Annotated in this window: 13 protein-coding genes; 7 read left to right on the top strand and 6 right to left on the bottom strand. The window is 68.4% G+C overall.

Going from position 1 to position 13,765, the window contains the following annotated elements:
• Positions 1-7 precede the first annotated feature (7 nt).
• Positions 8-844, bottom strand: a complete 837-nt coding sequence (locus ACZ3HL_RS09155; RefSeq protein WP_465529842.1) for a Bax inhibitor-1/YccA family protein — start codon at positions 842-844, stop codon at positions 8-10.
• Between the two features lie 314 nt (positions 845-1,158).
• Between ACZ3HL_RS09155 and ACZ3HL_RS09150 the strand changes: the two genes are divergently transcribed.
• The 4 genes from ACZ3HL_RS09150 to ACZ3HL_RS09135 all read left to right on the top strand — a co-directional run bounded on the left by ACZ3HL_RS09150 (position 1,159) and on the right by ACZ3HL_RS09135 (position 6,660).
• Positions 1,159-2,628 (top strand): SpaA isopeptide-forming pilin-related protein, encoded by a 1,470-nt coding sequence (locus ACZ3HL_RS09150; RefSeq protein WP_465529840.1) that lies wholly within the window; start codon positions 1,159-1,161, stop codon positions 2,626-2,628.
• Positions 2,629-2,639: 11 nt separating this feature from the next.
• Positions 2,640-3,329 (top strand): class F sortase, encoded by a 690-nt coding sequence (locus ACZ3HL_RS09145; RefSeq protein WP_465411077.1) that lies wholly within the window; start codon positions 2,640-2,642, stop codon positions 3,327-3,329.
• A 99-nt stretch (positions 3,330-3,428) separates the two neighbouring features.
• The gene (locus ACZ3HL_RS09140) at positions 3,429-5,420 is read left to right on the top strand and encodes an SDR family oxidoreductase (protein WP_465411076.1); all 1,992 of its coding nucleotides are present in this window, start codon (positions 3,429-3,431) and stop codon (positions 5,418-5,420) included.
• Positions 5,421-5,538: 118 nt separating this feature from the next.
• The gene (locus ACZ3HL_RS09135; protein WP_465529838.1) at positions 5,539-6,660 is read left to right on the top strand and encodes a cell division protein DivIVA; all 1,122 of its coding nucleotides are present in this window, start codon (positions 5,539-5,541) and stop codon (positions 6,658-6,660) included.
• 84 nt (positions 6,661-6,744) lie between these two features.
• On the opposite strand, the gene ACZ3HL_RS09130 is transcribed toward ACZ3HL_RS09135, so the two are convergent.
• Both ACZ3HL_RS09130 and ACZ3HL_RS09125 read right to left on the bottom strand, forming a co-directional pair.
• Positions 6,745-8,070, bottom strand: a complete 1,326-nt coding sequence (locus ACZ3HL_RS09130) for an amidase (protein WP_465411074.1) — start codon at positions 8,068-8,070, stop codon at positions 6,745-6,747.
• A 28-nt stretch (positions 8,071-8,098) separates the two neighbouring features.
• Entirely contained in the window at positions 8,099-9,193 is a 1,095-nt protein-coding gene (locus ACZ3HL_RS09125; protein ID WP_465529836.1) for an alkene reductase, read from the bottom strand.
• 67 nt (positions 9,194-9,260) lie between these two features.
• Between ACZ3HL_RS09125 and ACZ3HL_RS09120 the strand changes: the two genes are divergently transcribed.
• The gene (locus ACZ3HL_RS09120) at positions 9,261-9,674 is read left to right on the top strand and encodes a MerR family transcriptional regulator (protein WP_465411072.1); all 414 of its coding nucleotides are present in this window, start codon (positions 9,261-9,263) and stop codon (positions 9,672-9,674) included.
• A 6-nt stretch (positions 9,675-9,680) separates the two neighbouring features.
• Here ACZ3HL_RS09120 and ACZ3HL_RS09115 read toward each other — a convergent pair whose 3' ends face one another.
• The 3 genes from ACZ3HL_RS09115 to ACZ3HL_RS09105 are packed head-to-tail and all read right to left on the bottom strand — an operon-like array spanning position 9,681 to position 11,127.
• Positions 9,681-10,256, bottom strand: coding sequence for a TIGR03086 family metal-binding protein (locus tag ACZ3HL_RS09115; RefSeq protein ID WP_465530028.1), 576 nt, complete (start codon positions 10,254-10,256; stop codon positions 9,681-9,683).
• Between the two features lie 5 nt (positions 10,257-10,261).
• Complete coding sequence (locus tag ACZ3HL_RS09110; RefSeq protein WP_465411071.1) at positions 10,262-10,747, bottom strand: SRPBCC family protein; 486 nt, start codon at positions 10,745-10,747, stop codon at positions 10,262-10,264.
• Positions 10,748-10,776: 29 nt separating this feature from the next.
• Entirely contained in the window at positions 10,777-11,127 is a 351-nt protein-coding gene (locus ACZ3HL_RS09105; RefSeq protein WP_465411070.1) for an ArsR/SmtB family transcription factor, read from the bottom strand.
• Positions 11,128-11,384: 257 nt separating this feature from the next.
• Between ACZ3HL_RS09105 and ACZ3HL_RS09100 the strand changes: the two genes are divergently transcribed.
• The gene (locus tag ACZ3HL_RS09100; protein ID WP_465529834.1) at positions 11,385-12,620 is read left to right on the top strand and encodes a glycoside hydrolase family 3 N-terminal domain-containing protein; all 1,236 of its coding nucleotides are present in this window, start codon (positions 11,385-11,387) and stop codon (positions 12,618-12,620) included.
• A gap of 116 nt (positions 12,621-12,736) precedes the next feature.
• Positions 12,737-13,684 (top strand): CE1 family esterase, encoded by a 948-nt coding sequence (locus ACZ3HL_RS09095; protein WP_465411068.1) that lies wholly within the window; start codon positions 12,737-12,739, stop codon positions 13,682-13,684.
• Positions 13,685-13,765: the final 81 nt, after the last annotated feature.

Genomic DNA, 13,765 nt, shown 5'->3' with positions numbered 1-13,765 from the left:
ATCGGCGTCAGTCGTTTTGGAAGTACGACAGCAGCCGCAGGATCTCGAGGTACAGCCAGACCAGGGTGGTCATGAGACCGAAGGCGGCGAACCACGCCCACTTCGACGGCATGCCTTCGCGGATCATCCGGTCGGCCTGGTCGAAGTCGAGCAGGAAGCTGAACGCCGCGACACCGATCACCACGAGGCTGAAGATGATCGCGATCGGCCCGCCGTCACGCAGCGGGTTGAAGCCGAAGAAGCTGGTGACGAGGTTGACCAGCATCAGGATCGCGACACCGACGACGGCACCGATGATCCACTTGGTCAGCTTCGGGGTGACCTTGACCGCGCCGGTCTTGTAGACGACCAGCATCGCGACGAAGACACCCGCCGTGCCGATGATCGCCTGCAGCGCGATACCGGGGTACAACGCCTCGAAAAGACCGCTGATCGCACCGAGAAAGACACCCTCGGCAGCCGAGTACGCCAGCGTGAGCGGACCGCTCGGCTTCTGCTTGAAGATGATCACGAGCGAGATCACGAGGCCGACGATCATGCCGCCGACGAGGGCGCCGATCACGCCGCCGCTGATACCGGTGATCCGGCCCGCGGCGTCCACGGGCAGCTGGCTGATCGCCCAGATCGCGGTGAGCACACCGGTCACCAGCGCGGTGCCAAGGCTCAGGGCCGTCTTGATGACGACGTCGTCGACGGTCATCGGACGGTCGCCGGCGCCGGCGGAGGTCTGCGGAGGGCCGTAGCCGGGCACGCCGCCCTGGGGTTGGTTGAAGCCTACGTTGGGTCCGTACTGCGCCGCGCCACGCGGCAGGTTCCGGAACGCCGGGTTGCTACTGGATCGCACCTGATCCTCCTGGATCTACTGGCACCTGCATCGGGTTCAACGACCGCGGGGGCCGCCCGGTTCCCGTCGAAGTAAAGACGACTTTACTCACAAACGGCGCGACGCCCATCCCCCACACCGTATGCGGCGCAGATCACCGACCGTTCACCGATACCCCACCTGATGCCGTATTGCCAAAAGCGCTGATCACACGCCACCCTCCACGTTGCGTGTTCGGATAATCACCGAAGGCGTGTCGGGGAACCTATCGATCGTGTGACCTGCGCCGACGTAAATGCGCCGGGGCAGAGCACGGCCAAAGGAGTCAACACACCATGGGGTGGATCACACGCCCGAGCGTGCGTTCGCGCGCCTTGACCAGCCTGATCGCGACGTGCCTGCTCGGCGCCTTGTCCGCCACCGTCGCGGTGACACCGGCCTCGGCCGCCGATAACGAGGGCATCGGCTTCGGGGTCACGCCCGGCCAGCCCTACAAGGACGTGAAACCGAAGAAGGACTGGCTCGGTTCCTACATCGTCAACGGCAAACACGTGTTCTGTGTCAGCTTCCAGAAGAAGGCGCCGGGCACGGAAGAGAAGTACGAGCCCGGCGACGAACTCCGCGACAAGTGGGGCGCGAAGCTCCCCGAAGACACCGCTGCCAACATCTCCTACCTGCTGCTGCGCTACGGCGGCACCCAGGACAGTGCCGAAGCGGCGGCGCTCGCGCACCTGCTGCACTCGTGGACTTCGAAGCCACGCTCCGAAGCGGACCTCGACCCAGAGCTCGGCCCGGATGCGATCGGCTACGACATCCAAGGTCACCTCGACAAGCTGAAGACGCAGTTCCCCGAAGGCGCCGCGGCCGTCGAAAAGCTGACCAAGGACGCCGAAGCCAACCGCGGCCCGTGGACCACCGCGATCACGCCTCCGAAGGAAGACCAGCACATCGGCACCGCCGGCGAGTGGACGATCAGCGTCAAGAACGCCAAGGGCAAGGGCGTCTCCGGCGTACCCGTGGCGCTCACGCCGTCGAACGCGACCGTCGACAGCGGCGAGAGCACCAAACCCGCGTCGACCTCGAACGCGAAGGCCCAGAAAGCCACCACGGTGAAGACCGGCGAGGACGGCACCGTCACGGTCAAGGTGACGCCGACCGGTGACCAGCCGAAGCTGTCCAGCTCGCTGTCCGCCCCGGCGGACCGGCCGTATGTGCAGTTCCCGGTCAAGACCGGGGTGCAGAACGTCGTCTCGACAGGCGGCGAGAAGGAACTGAAGGCCCAGGGTGTCGCGGTCGTTTCCAAACCGGGCAAGGTCCAGGTGACGAAGGTCGACGCGAAGACCGACAAGGGCGTCGCGGGCGCCGTGCTGCGGATCACCGCGAAGGACAAGACGACGGCCGCGGTCGGGCACGACGGCAAACCCCTCAACGGCGCCGACGGCAAACCCGCCGTCGTCACCACCGAAGGCGAGAACGGCACCGTCACCGTGGAGAACCTGCGGACCCCGCAGGAGATCTGCGTGGTCGAGGTCAGCGCGCCGCCGGGCTATACCAACGCCTTCGATCCGAAGAATCCGCCGTCCGCCTGCGGAGAGGTCAAGCCGGGTGAGACGCTGGCGCTCAAGGTCGCCAACACGCCCAACGAGGTACCGCGCACCATTCCCGCCGGCGACCGGCCGGTGGCGATGATGCAGGGCACCGTCGAGAACTCGGCGTCGACCGCCGGCATCCTCGGTGTCGGCGCGCTCGCGCTCCTCGGTTCGCTGATGGTGGGCGTGGCCGCGCGGCGGTCTTCGCGACGCTAAGAGGTTCTGGAATGTCAGTACGACGCGGGTTCGCGCTGGGAGCCGTCACGGTCCTGTGCGCGGACCTCGTCGCGGCCCTGCTCATCTGGCCGCCGACGACAGTGGTGACGGGGACGGCCCAGGCCGTCTCCGTCACGGTCGCGGGCGGCGCGCCTGCCGCTCCCGCGCAGCAGGAGGCCCCGCCTCCGCCGGACATCGTCCCCACGACTCCGACGGCCGCCCCACCTCCGTCGTCGTCGAAGGCGCCCGAAGCACCGCAACCGCAGGGCCCGGGGACGATCCGGCTGCCCGCGGGCGGCGCGGCGAAACTCGTGCGCAAGGAACTCGGGCCGGGTGCGGAGCTCCCGGTGCCCGAGAACCTCGGCGAGGTGACCTGGTGGGGCGCCGAGCTGAGCGCGGCCACCGGCGCGAGCGTGTTCGCGGGCCACGTGAACTGGAAGGGCGCGACGGGTCCGTTCGCGGAGCTGTGGACCGAGCGGATCGGCGGCACCGTCACCGTGGTCGACAAGGCGGGCAAGTCCTGGCAGTACAAGGTCTCCCAGCTGATCACGCTGAAGAAGAACGAACTGCCACAGCGCGCGGACGAGCTGTTCGGCCAGTCCGGCCCCCATCGGATAGTCCTGGTCACCTGCGGCGGCCGATGGGTCGGCGGGGAGACCGGATACGCCGAGAACCGGGTCGTCATCGCCGACCCCGTCTAGTTACCCGTGAGTAACTTCACCGGTGCCGTGGTGGTCCTCGCCGTGCTGATGCAGCAGAATGCCGGGGGACGCGGGCGAGCACGGTGAAGGGTGAGGCGAATGGCGACTTTTCTGGTGACCGGGGCGACCGGACTGATCGGGCGCCAATTCACCCGGCTGCTGCTCACCAGGGACGACGTCGACAAGGTCGCGCTCGTCGTCCGGGCGTCCTCGCGGGACAAACTCGCGAAACTCGTGAACGCCTGGCCGCATCCGGAACGCGTCACCCTCGTCACCGGCGACCTCGGCGAGCCGCTGCTCGGCGTCGCGCAGGAGGACCGAGAGCTGCTTCGCGGCGTCGATCACGTCGTGCACCTCGCCGCCCTGTACGACCTCACTGCCGACGACGAGGCCAGCATCAAGGCCAACGTCGAAGGCACCGCGCAGGTGATCGCGCTCGCCGCCGATCTGAACGCGGGCTGCCTGCACCACGTGTCCTCGGTCGCCGTCGCCGGTGACCACGAGGGCATGTTCACCGAGGAGATGTTCGACGTCGGCCAGCGGCTCGTCACGCCGTACCACCGCACGAAGTTCGAGGCGGAGCGCCTCGTGCGCGAGCAGCAGGACGTGCCGTGGCGGGTGTACCGGCCCGCGGTCGTCGTCGGGGACTCCGAGACCGGCGAAATGGACAAGATCGACGGCCCTTACTACCTGTTCCCCGCGATCAGCAGGCTCGCCGGGCTGCCCGACGTGCCGATCGTCGGCCCGGACCTCGGCGACACCAACGTCGTCCCGGTCGACTACGTCGCCGAGTCGCTGAACGCCCTGATCACCACGAAGGGGCTCGACGGGCGCGCGTTCCATCTGGTCAACCCGGAACCGCAGCCGGTCGTTTCGGTCTACAACGCCTTCGCGAAGGCGGCGGGCGCGCCGACGATCTCCGTGCAGCTCAACGACCGCCTGTCCAAGGGCATCGTCAACCTGGTGAAACTGAGCGAGCACATCCCCGGTTTCACGATCGCGCGTGACGCCGTGCTGGAGCGGCTCGGGATTCCGCCGGTGCTGCTGGAGACCATGGCGTTCCCGTCGGTGTTCTCGTCGGCGTCGACGCGCAAGGCACTCATCGGTTCGGGCGTCGAGGTGCCCCGGATCGAGGACTACGCGCCCACCCTGTGGCGCTACTGGCGGGAACACCTGGACCCGTTCCGCGCCCGCAAGCACGGTCCTCGCGGCGAGCTGGACGGCCGCCGCGTGATCATCACCGGCGCGTCCTCGGGTATCGGCCGCGCGACCGCGATCAAGGTCGCGGCCGCGGGCGGGGTGCCGCTGCTCGTGGCGCGGCGGCAGCACGAGCTCGAAGAGGTACGGGACGAGATCATCGCCGCGGGCGGCACCGCGTCGGTGTACCCGGCAGACCTGACCGACGAGGAATCGGTGCACAAGGCCGTCGACGCGATGCTCGCCGAGCACGGCCGGATCGACATGCTCGTGAACAACGCCGGCCGGTCGATCCGGCGGTCGATCAAACTGTCGTACGACCGGTTCCACGACTACGAACGCGCGATGGCGATCAACTACTTCGGCGCGGTGCGGCTGATCCTCGCGGTGCTGCCGCATATGTCCGAGCGGAAGTTCGGGCATATCGTCAACGTCTCGTCGATCGGCGTTCAGGGAATCGCGCCGCGCTTTTCGGCGTACGCGGCATCGAAGGCCGCTTTGGACTATTTCTCCCGGATCGCCGCGACCGAGACCCACGGCGACGGAATCACCTTCACGACCATCCACATGCCACTCGTGCGCACGCCGATGATCCGGCCGACGAAGATCTACGACGCGTTTCCGACCAAATCCCCGGATCAGGCCGCGGATATGGTGCTGAAGGCGCTGAGGGAGCGCCCGAAACACATCGGCACGCCCGCCGGGCAGGCGATCGGGCTCGCGTACACGCTCACGCCGGGACTCACGGATGCCGTGGCCTACCAAGGATTCCGGGTGTTCCCGGATTCCGCGGCCGCGGGCGGCGAAGGCGGGCTCAAGATCGGGAAGGGCGAGCAGCATCTGTCCCGGGCGGCGATGGCGCTCGCCCGGCTCAGCCGCGGCTTCCATTGGTGACACTGCGCACACGGGTGGCGGCCGTTCAGGTGAGGGAACGCAGCTGAGAGCCGACACACGTCGGTGAATCACGAAGCCTGACAACGGCGACACCGGGTACGCAGGTACCGTCGTGGCCATGGTTCCCGAGCGAGACAACGGCCTGTTGCCCCTGCGGCGCGAGTACACCCAGGCCTGGCACGGCTTCGACCGGAACGAAGTGCGCCAGTATCTGGATCATCTCGAAGCCCAGCTGCATCGCGTGATCACCGACCGCGACGCCGCGATCGCGCAGGCGACGTCGGCCACGCGCGAACTCGAAACCGTCCGCCACGAGGTGGCGAAGCTGAACGCCAGGATCGAGGAACTGAAGAAACCGCCGGAGCGGCTCGAAGACCTCGACGAGCGGATGCAGCGCACCGTCACGCTCGCGCAGGCGCGTGCGGAAGAGATCACGAAGCGTGCCGAGGTCGCCGCCGAGAAGCACTGGGCGTCGTCGAGTGAGGCTTCGAAGAAGCTCCGTGAGCGCTACACGCGGCTCGTCGCCGAGCTGGACAAGCAGGCGGACGCGCTGCACTCGGAGCACGAGTCCGCGCTCGCCGAGACGCGGGCCGAGGTCCAGCGGCTGACCGTCGAGGCCGCCCAGCGCCGGGAACTGCTGGACAACGAGGCCGAGCGCAAGCGCCGGAAGATCGAGCGCGAGTTCGAGCAGACGATCGCGGCTCAGCGCGCGTCGCACGAGAAGCACATCGCCGACCAGCAGACGGCCAGCAAGAACCAGGCCGAGCGCCGGATCGCCGAGGCCACCGCGGAGGCGAAGCGCCGCATCGACGAGGCCACGGCCGAGGCCAAGCGCCGGCTCGACGAGGCCACGACGACGGCCGCCCAGCGCACGACCGCCGCCCAGCGTAAGGTCGAGCGGCTGGCGGAGATCCGTGAGCAGGCCCGCAAGAGCCTGATGCAGGCCGACGAGGTCCTGAAGGGCAGCGAGGCGATGCTCGCGGCGCTGCCCGAGGAATCGGTGATTCCGCACGCTTCGAAGCTCGTCGGTGGCGACAGCAAGGCCGACGAGAAGAAGCCGGCGGGTAAGCCCGCCGAGCCGCCCGCCTCGAAGGCCGCCGCTCCGGCCGCCGCCAAACCTTCTCCCGCCAAGCCCGCTTCTCCGGCGCCTGCCGCCGCTGCGCCGAAGACCGGACAGGGCGAGCAGAACGGCCCGAAGGCGAACGGGCAGAAGCCTTCACCGGCCAAAACCGGCTCCTGACCAGCACGAAGTAGCAAGGGACCTTTGCTATCACTCTCTTTTGGAGAGTGATAGCAAAGGTCCCTTGCTCTCTTCCGGGAGGTGTCAGGAGGCAGTCGTGCGCGGCCAGGGATTGGCCGCTTCGAGTTGGGCGGCCAGCCCCAGGAGGAGGGCTTCCCCGCCGGGCGCGGCGACGAGCTGGACGCAGGCCGGAATACCCGAACGATGCACCCCGACCGGAACGGACATCGCCGGATAGCCCGCGAGATTCCACAGGCCCGCGAAACCCGCCACACGCACGGACGGCAGCACGTTGGCGGCCCACCGGCTGTCATGCCAAGTCCGGGCCTTCAGGGGGAGCGTCGCGATCATGGGTGTGACCAGAACGTCGTGGTCGGCGAAGAACTCTTCGGCACGCTCCAGCCAGCGCTCGCGGGTGCTCTCCCGGACGCGTTCGGCCATCAGCCGCCCGAGCCGGACGTGGGTACGTGTCCGGGGCTGGAGCGCGGCGAGATCGAACTCGGCCGCCTGTTCGGCCGGGCCCGCGACCCAGCGCGCCAGGAGACCACCGATCGCTCCCGCGCTGTACCGGGGCGTGCCGGGCGCGACGGTGTGCCCGGCCGCGCGGAACAGCTCTCCGGCTCGCGTGACGGCCTGGCTGAACGCGCGCGGCAGCGGCGCCCTCGTCAACGGGACCTGAGTCGACAGGGCGATACGAGACGGCTTCGGGACGGCTAGGTCCGCCAGCGCGGGCTCTTCGGCGAGGACCGACATCAGCACGGCCGCGTCGGCCACGGTGGTCGTCATCGGACCGTGCGTGGACAGGCCGAACCAGCCGTTCTCCCCCGGTACCCGGACCACGCCCTTACCCGGTTTGAGACCGACGATCCCGCACATCGCGGACGGCAGCCGGATCGACCCCAGCCCGTCCGTGCCGTGCGCGATGGGCACAAGCCCGGCCGCGACGGCCGCGGCGCTCCCGCCCGACGAACCGCCGGCGGCATAGGACGGATTGCGCGGATTGCGCGCCATCCCGTCCGGATCGTCACTCGACGGCCAGATGCACAACTCCGGCACCCGGGTCAAGCCGACGATCACCGCTCCGGCCGCGCGTAGCCGCCGAGCTATCTCACCGTCCTCTGTGGACAACGTCGACGAACCCGCACGCGACCCCCACGAGGCGTACTCACCCTCGACCGGCGCGACGTCCTTGACCGCGACCGGCACCCCGGCCAAGGGCAGGTCTGCCAGGTCCGCGCGTTCGGCGACAGCGGCCGCCTCGGCGAGCGCCTCCTCGGTCCTCACCCGGCGGAACGCGCCGACCACCCCGTCCGCCGCCGCGATCCGGGCCAGCGCCTCACGCGTTACCTGCACCGGATCGAGTTCCTTGGCACGCACAGCCGCCGCGATTTCCACTGCCGTCTTGACCATCCCAGCACTGTAGAGCGGGCGGCGAAGATCAGCTGCGCGCCGAACAGGCGAACTTCGCCGAGTCCGGTTCGAGCGCCGGAAAGTCGGTATAGCCGTCGAGCCTGGCGCCGTAGTACACGTCACGATCCGCCTGAGCCAGTGGGGCACGGAGAGCGAAACGGGCGGGCAGATCCGGGTTCGCGATGAACAACCTGCCGAAAGCGACCACGTCGGCCAGCCCGGATTCGATCAAGGACTCGCCCTCGTCCTGGGTGGTCGGCTCCTCGGACCGCAGATTCGCGACGAGCGTTCCCGGCCACAAGGGCCGCAGGTGCGACAGCGCCTCGACGTCGGGAGTGTCGATGACGTGCAGGTATGCGAGCTCGTACCGGCGTAGTTCCGCGACCAGTAGTGCGTACACCTCCTTCCAATCGTCTTCCGAGATGTCGTTCTCCGGGTTTCCGGGCGAGATCCGCAGGGCGACCCTGGCCGCGCCGATCTGCCGGACCACGGCCGTCACCACCTCGAGCGGGAAACGAAGCCGGGCGGCGGCCGAACCGCCGTACCGGTCCTCTCGGCGGTTGGTGTTGCCAGCGAGGAATTCCTGGATGAGATAGCCGTTGGCACCGTGGAGCTCCACACCGTCGAATCCCGCCTCGATGGCCCGCCGGGCCGCCGCGGCGAAGTCCTGGACCACCTCGCCGATCTCCCCCTCACCGAGCGCACGAGGTTCGACGGTGTCCGTCCAGCCTTCGGCCGAGAAGATCCGCCCGGCCTGCCGGACCGCCGACGGCGCCACCGGCGTCCGGCCCGTCACACCGGGGTGCGAGACCCGGCCGGCGTGCCAGAGCTGCGCGAAGATGCGGCCGCCTTCCTCGTGCACTGCCGCCGTCACCGCACGCCATGCCTCGGCCTGTTCCTCGGTCGCGAGCCCCGGAATGCCCGGGCCGCTCTTGCCTGTCCGGTTCACCCAGACGCCTTCACTCACGATCAAACCGGCACTCGCGCGTTGCGCGTAGTACTCGGCCGTCCGCGGATGCGGCACGCCGGTGACATCGTCCGCGCGTCCCCTGGTCATCGGGGCCATCGCCATCCGGTTCGGCAGCTGGATCGCGGTACCGCGGAATGCTTCGAGCAACCTCATGAACGCGAAGCTAAACCCTGACACCGACGTCACGGTCAACCTCGGTTCACGCGGCTACTGTGGAGTCATGCGGATCGGCGAACTGGCGAAGCGAACCGGTGTGAGCGTCCGCTCGTTGCGGTACTACGAAACGGAAGGCCTGCTGAGTCCCGCTCGATGCGGCAACGGCTACCGGACCTTCTCCGAAGACGACATCGCCAGGGTCCTGCAGATCCAGCTCTTCTATTCGGCCGGGTTGTGCAGCGGCAAAATCGCGGAACTCCTTCCCTGTGTTTCCGGGGACCACACGCATTTGGTGCCCTCGCCGGAGATGACCGGCGAACTGGAGATCGCCAAGACTCGGATCCAGAACCAGATCTCTTTGCTCACCACCTCTCTGTCGGTTCTGGAACGTGTCCTGGCCGCGGCCAAGGGAACCGATACCGCCGAAGTACCGGTTCCTCCCCGGCCTGTCCGGCGACACCGCGGGATCCATGTCTGACCCGTGTCAGGCGTTCGGGTCTCGGCCCATCAGTCCGAGCAGCCTGTCCTGCAAAGGTGCGTCTTCGGGCACTTTCACTTCTGGTCCGAAGACGACGATGCCGGGCCCGAACGCTCCGGGAATCCTCATCTGATCGGGGATCGCCTGCGCCGCCGGCCACATCCGGGCGACCTCCTCCGGATCGATCGTGTCGTCCTGCCCAGTGGCCCTGGCCAGATCCCAGCCGTGGATCACCATGTCGGCACTGACGACCTCGTCGATGTGCTGTTCCGCGGTCATCTTCCCCATCGGTGTCTCGTGTTCCGTGGCCGCTAGCACGGGATCGGCGAGGATGGCTTCGACATCGGCCCGCGCGGCACGGAAGGCGCCCAGCGGGTCTTCCACGAGCGAGGGCGCCGGCCCGAGGTCACGCCCGAAGGGGCGCAGCATCGCGCCGTGCATGTCGACGATGTGCCCGACGACGTCCCTGGCGTTCCACTCCGCACACGGAGATCCGCTCTCCCACTGCCCGGCTCGGACGGCGGCGACCTTGCTCTCGAAGGCGTCGGCCCGGACGCGATACCGGTCCGCGATGGCGGTCATCCTGCTCACGCCCCCACCGGAGCGGCCAGGAACTCGGCCAGCTTGCCGAAGCCCTCGCCGACACCCCGCTCCATCCCGGATTCGAGCACGGCGTCCCGGATCCGCTTCGAGCCGTACCGCACCACCTGGGTCAGAGCGGTGACTCCTTCGAGTTCGACCAAGGTCAGAGTCGCCAAGGCCTGGCCTTCCGACGCCTCACAGTCCTCGTTCGTTTCGAGGGAGACGAGCCTTTCCGGACGGTCGATCTCCTGGTAGACGCCTTGCAACAGCATCTCCTTCCCGTCGCCGTGACGCAGCCGGTAGTGCCACATTCCGCCGACCCGCAGGTCGATCTCGCATTCGACGACCTCCCAGTCGCGCGGGCCGAACCAGCGGCGCACCAGCTCCGGTTTGGTCCACGCGTCGAACACCAGCGCCCTCGGCGCGTCGAAGGACCTTGTCATGACGATCTCCAGATCGCCGGATTTCGTCACGCTGAGAGTGCGTCCCATCGTGTTGTTCCTTTCCGCTCGTGCGGTGGTCAATCGGTCTCGTCCCGGCGCTCGGGGTGCTTCATCTCTTCGTCCAGGACGAGGTCCAGCTCAGTGAAGGCCTCGTCCCAGTAGCGGCGGTAGCCGCCGAGCCATTCGTTCGCGTTCTTCAGGGGCTGGGCCACCAGCCGGCAGGGGCGACGCTGGGCATCACGCCCCCTTGCCACCAGCCCTGCCCGCTCCAGCACCTTCAGGTGCTTGGAGATGGCGGGCTGGCTCATCGCGAAGGGTTCGGCCAGCTCCGTCACCGTGGCCTCGCCGCGCGCGAGCCGCGCGAGGATCGCGCGGCGGGTGGGATCGGCGAGCGCCGCGAAGGTGACATCGAGCAGATCCTGTGCCACGGTCGCCCGCCTTTCCGTTCCAGGGTTCGAGCCGTTTCTCACGAGTTCGAGTTCTCACGATCGATAACCTTGCGGTTCCATAACCATGTGGTAATCTACGGCGGAGCAGATCGAGTTGTCAAGCGCGAACACCGCTTGACCAGAGAGAACGCGATCCGGAAGGAGGCTTGGCCGGAGGTCCGGCCCACCGCGGTCACGCGCCAAAGGGGCACGCGAACGCGTACGAAAGGGCAACTGGGGTTACCGTCGACACCGGCATGGACGACGAACGAAACGAGCCGATGAACTCCGGGCGACCGAAGACGACGAAGCGATGGGCGGCCGTCATCCTGGGAGCCGCCGCTGTCCTGGCCACCAGCGTGCAGTGCGGCACGGCGAACGACGGGGCCGGATCCGCGCAACCGGCGGGATCCGTACCTCCACCTCAGAGCAGCGCCGCCTCAAGCCGGCCCAGCACCAGCACACCCGCGCCGTCACCGAGGGCGGAGCAGGCGCCCACTCCAGGCTGCGAATCCGTCATCGCCGGGATGAGCCCCCGGCAGCGGCTGGCCCAGCTGGTGGTGGTCGGCGTGAACGCCGGTGACCCGCAGGCGGCGGTGAAACTGGTGCGCGACCAGCAGGTCGGCGGAATCTTCCTCGGCGGCAACGAGACGGCCCTGCTGCGGAACCACGCACTGGACGAGGTGCAGCGCGCCGCGAAGGTCCCGGTGTCGGTCGCGATCGACGAAGAAGGCGGCCGCGTTCAGCGGATCGACGCCCTCGACGGCGAAATGCCGAGCGCCCGGAAGATGGCCTCGACGCTGACGCCGGCGCAGGTGCGGGCGAAGGCGGCCGAGCGAGGACGACAGATGCGAGCCCGCGGCGTCACCGTCGACTACGCGCCCGACGCCGACATCACCGACCAGCCGGATCGCGACATCGTCGGCGACCGATCGTTCGGTGCGAACCCGGAGGTCGCGCGTAAGTACGTCCTGGCGTTCGCGCAAGGCCTGCGGGACGCCGGAGTGCAACCGGTGTTGAAGCACTTCCCCGGGCACGGGCACGCCAACGGGGACTCCCACAAGGGATTGGTGCGAACGCCGCCGCTGGCCTCGCTGCGCAAGGTCGACCTGGTGCCGTACCGCGACATCGGCGAGTACGGAGAGATCGGCGTCATGGTCGGGCACCTGGACGTGCCCGATCTGACCGGTGGCACCCCGTCGACCCTGTCGGCACCGGCGTACCGGCTGCTGCGGGAGGACTACGCCTTCGACGGCCCGGTGATCACGGACGATCTCGGGGCGATGAAGGCGATCACGGCGCAGTACCCGCTCCAGACGGCCGTGCTCAAGGCCCTGCAAGCGGGAGCGGATCAAGCGTTGTGGTCCTCCGGCGGCAACGTCGGGACGGTGCTGACCACGCTGGAGCAAGCGCTCGCTTCCGGCGACCTCCCGGCCGCCCGGGTCGACGAGGCCTTGACGCGGGTACTCGCGGCGAAACGCGCCTGCGGCTGACCGGCCGCCAAGGTGACGTGAAAAGCGGTCCGAAAACTCAATGAACACAATGCTGACCAGGCCCGCGGCAGGAGTGACCCTGATCACCGCCCCGTCGCTCGATCAAGGAGGATCGCGTGCCTGGTCCCACGAAGTACCTACGTCGTCTCGCGCTGACGGCCACCGCCGCTGCCGGGCTGAGCCTGTTCGCCGCCCCTGCGGCGTCGGCGGTGCCGGCCGGGCCGTCGGCGATCGATCATCCGGTGCGGACGACCGGCTGCCAGCGTCCGTCCCCGGTTCCCGCGGGGACGACGACACTGCGGACGCTGACGTCCGGCGGCCTGGTCCGCGAGTACACGGTGCACGTTCCGGCTCGGTACCGGCCGTCGCGGGCGTACCCGCTGGTGTTGTCGTTCCACGGCCACAAACGCACGTCGAAATATCAGGAGGAGTTATCCGGTTTTTCCGCCTATGACGCGATTTCCGTCTATCCACAAGGACTTCCGGGCACGGACGGCAAATCGGCATGGACCGGCGCGCCGTATTCGGCGGCCGCCGACGATGTGCTCTTCACCAGCGATCTGCTGAACACGCTCCAGCGTGAACTGTGCGTCGACTCCCGCCGGATCTACGCGACGGGCAAGTCGAACGGTGGCGGGTTCGTCGGCGTCCTCGCTTGCCGGATGCCGGGCCGGATCGCGGCGTTCGCCCCCGTCGCCGGCGCGTTCTACCCGCAAGGCGGCGAATGCCACCCGTCGCGTCCCGCTCCGATTCTCGATTTCCACGGCACGGCCGACGCGACGATCCCCTACACCGGGAATCCCGCCAAGGGCCTCCCCGCGCTGCCGGACTGGCTCGCCGCGTGGGCGGACCGGAACGGCTGCTTCCCGCACCCGATCCGGTATTCGCCGCAAACCGACGTCACCGTTCAGCGCTGGCTCGGTTGCTCGCTGCAGCACTACCGGATCGAAGGCGCCGGGCACGTCTGGCCGAGCACCGCACCGAACAACGACTCCGCCACCCCGACCGTCATCGACGCGACTCCGGTCATCTGGAAGTTCCTGCTCGCCCACCGTCTGCGTTAAGAACTCGTCGATTTCCTTGCCGGACAGGTACGCCCGGCGCTACCGTCGAACTGACCGGATGACCAGATAAGCAAATCTGGT

The sequence above is a fragment of the Amycolatopsis sp. NPDC000009 genome (genome assembly GCF_055563465.1).
This window is presented reverse-complemented; position numbering and strand designations above follow the sequence as displayed.

What these genes read in the sequence shown, in the direction of transcription:
- ACZ3HL_RS09100 (WP_465529834.1), top strand. Translation starts at nt 11,385, where the DNA reads ATGGACGACGAACGAAACGAGCCGATGAACTCCGGGCGACCGAAGACG.
- ACZ3HL_RS09150 (WP_465529840.1), top strand. Translation starts at nt 1,159, where the DNA reads ATGGGGTGGATCACACGCCCGAGCGTGCGTTCGCGCGCCTTGACCAGC.
- ACZ3HL_RS09110 (WP_465411071.1), bottom strand. Translation starts at nt 10,747, where the DNA reads ATGGGACGCACTCTCAGCGTGACGAAATCCGGCGATCTGGAGATCGTC.
- ACZ3HL_RS09115 (WP_465530028.1), bottom strand. Translation starts at nt 10,256, where the DNA reads ATGACCGCCATCGCGGACCGGTATCGCGTCCGGGCCGACGCCTTCGAG.
- ACZ3HL_RS09120 (WP_465411072.1), top strand. Translation starts at nt 9,261, where the DNA reads ATGCGGATCGGCGAACTGGCGAAGCGAACCGGTGTGAGCGTCCGCTCG.
- ACZ3HL_RS09140 (WP_465411076.1), top strand. Translation starts at nt 3,429, where the DNA reads ATGGCGACTTTTCTGGTGACCGGGGCGACCGGACTGATCGGGCGCCAA.
- ACZ3HL_RS09135 (WP_465529838.1), top strand. Translation starts at nt 5,539, where the DNA reads ATGGTTCCCGAGCGAGACAACGGCCTGTTGCCCCTGCGGCGCGAGTAC.
- ACZ3HL_RS09130 (WP_465411074.1), bottom strand. Translation starts at nt 8,070, where the DNA reads ATGGTCAAGACGGCAGTGGAAATCGCGGCGGCTGTGCGTGCCAAGGAA.
- ACZ3HL_RS09145 (WP_465411077.1), top strand. Translation starts at nt 2,640, where the DNA reads ATGTCAGTACGACGCGGGTTCGCGCTGGGAGCCGTCACGGTCCTGTGC.
- ACZ3HL_RS09125 (WP_465529836.1), bottom strand. Translation starts at nt 9,193, where the DNA reads ATGAGGTTGCTCGAAGCATTCCGCGGTACCGCGATCCAGCTGCCGAAC.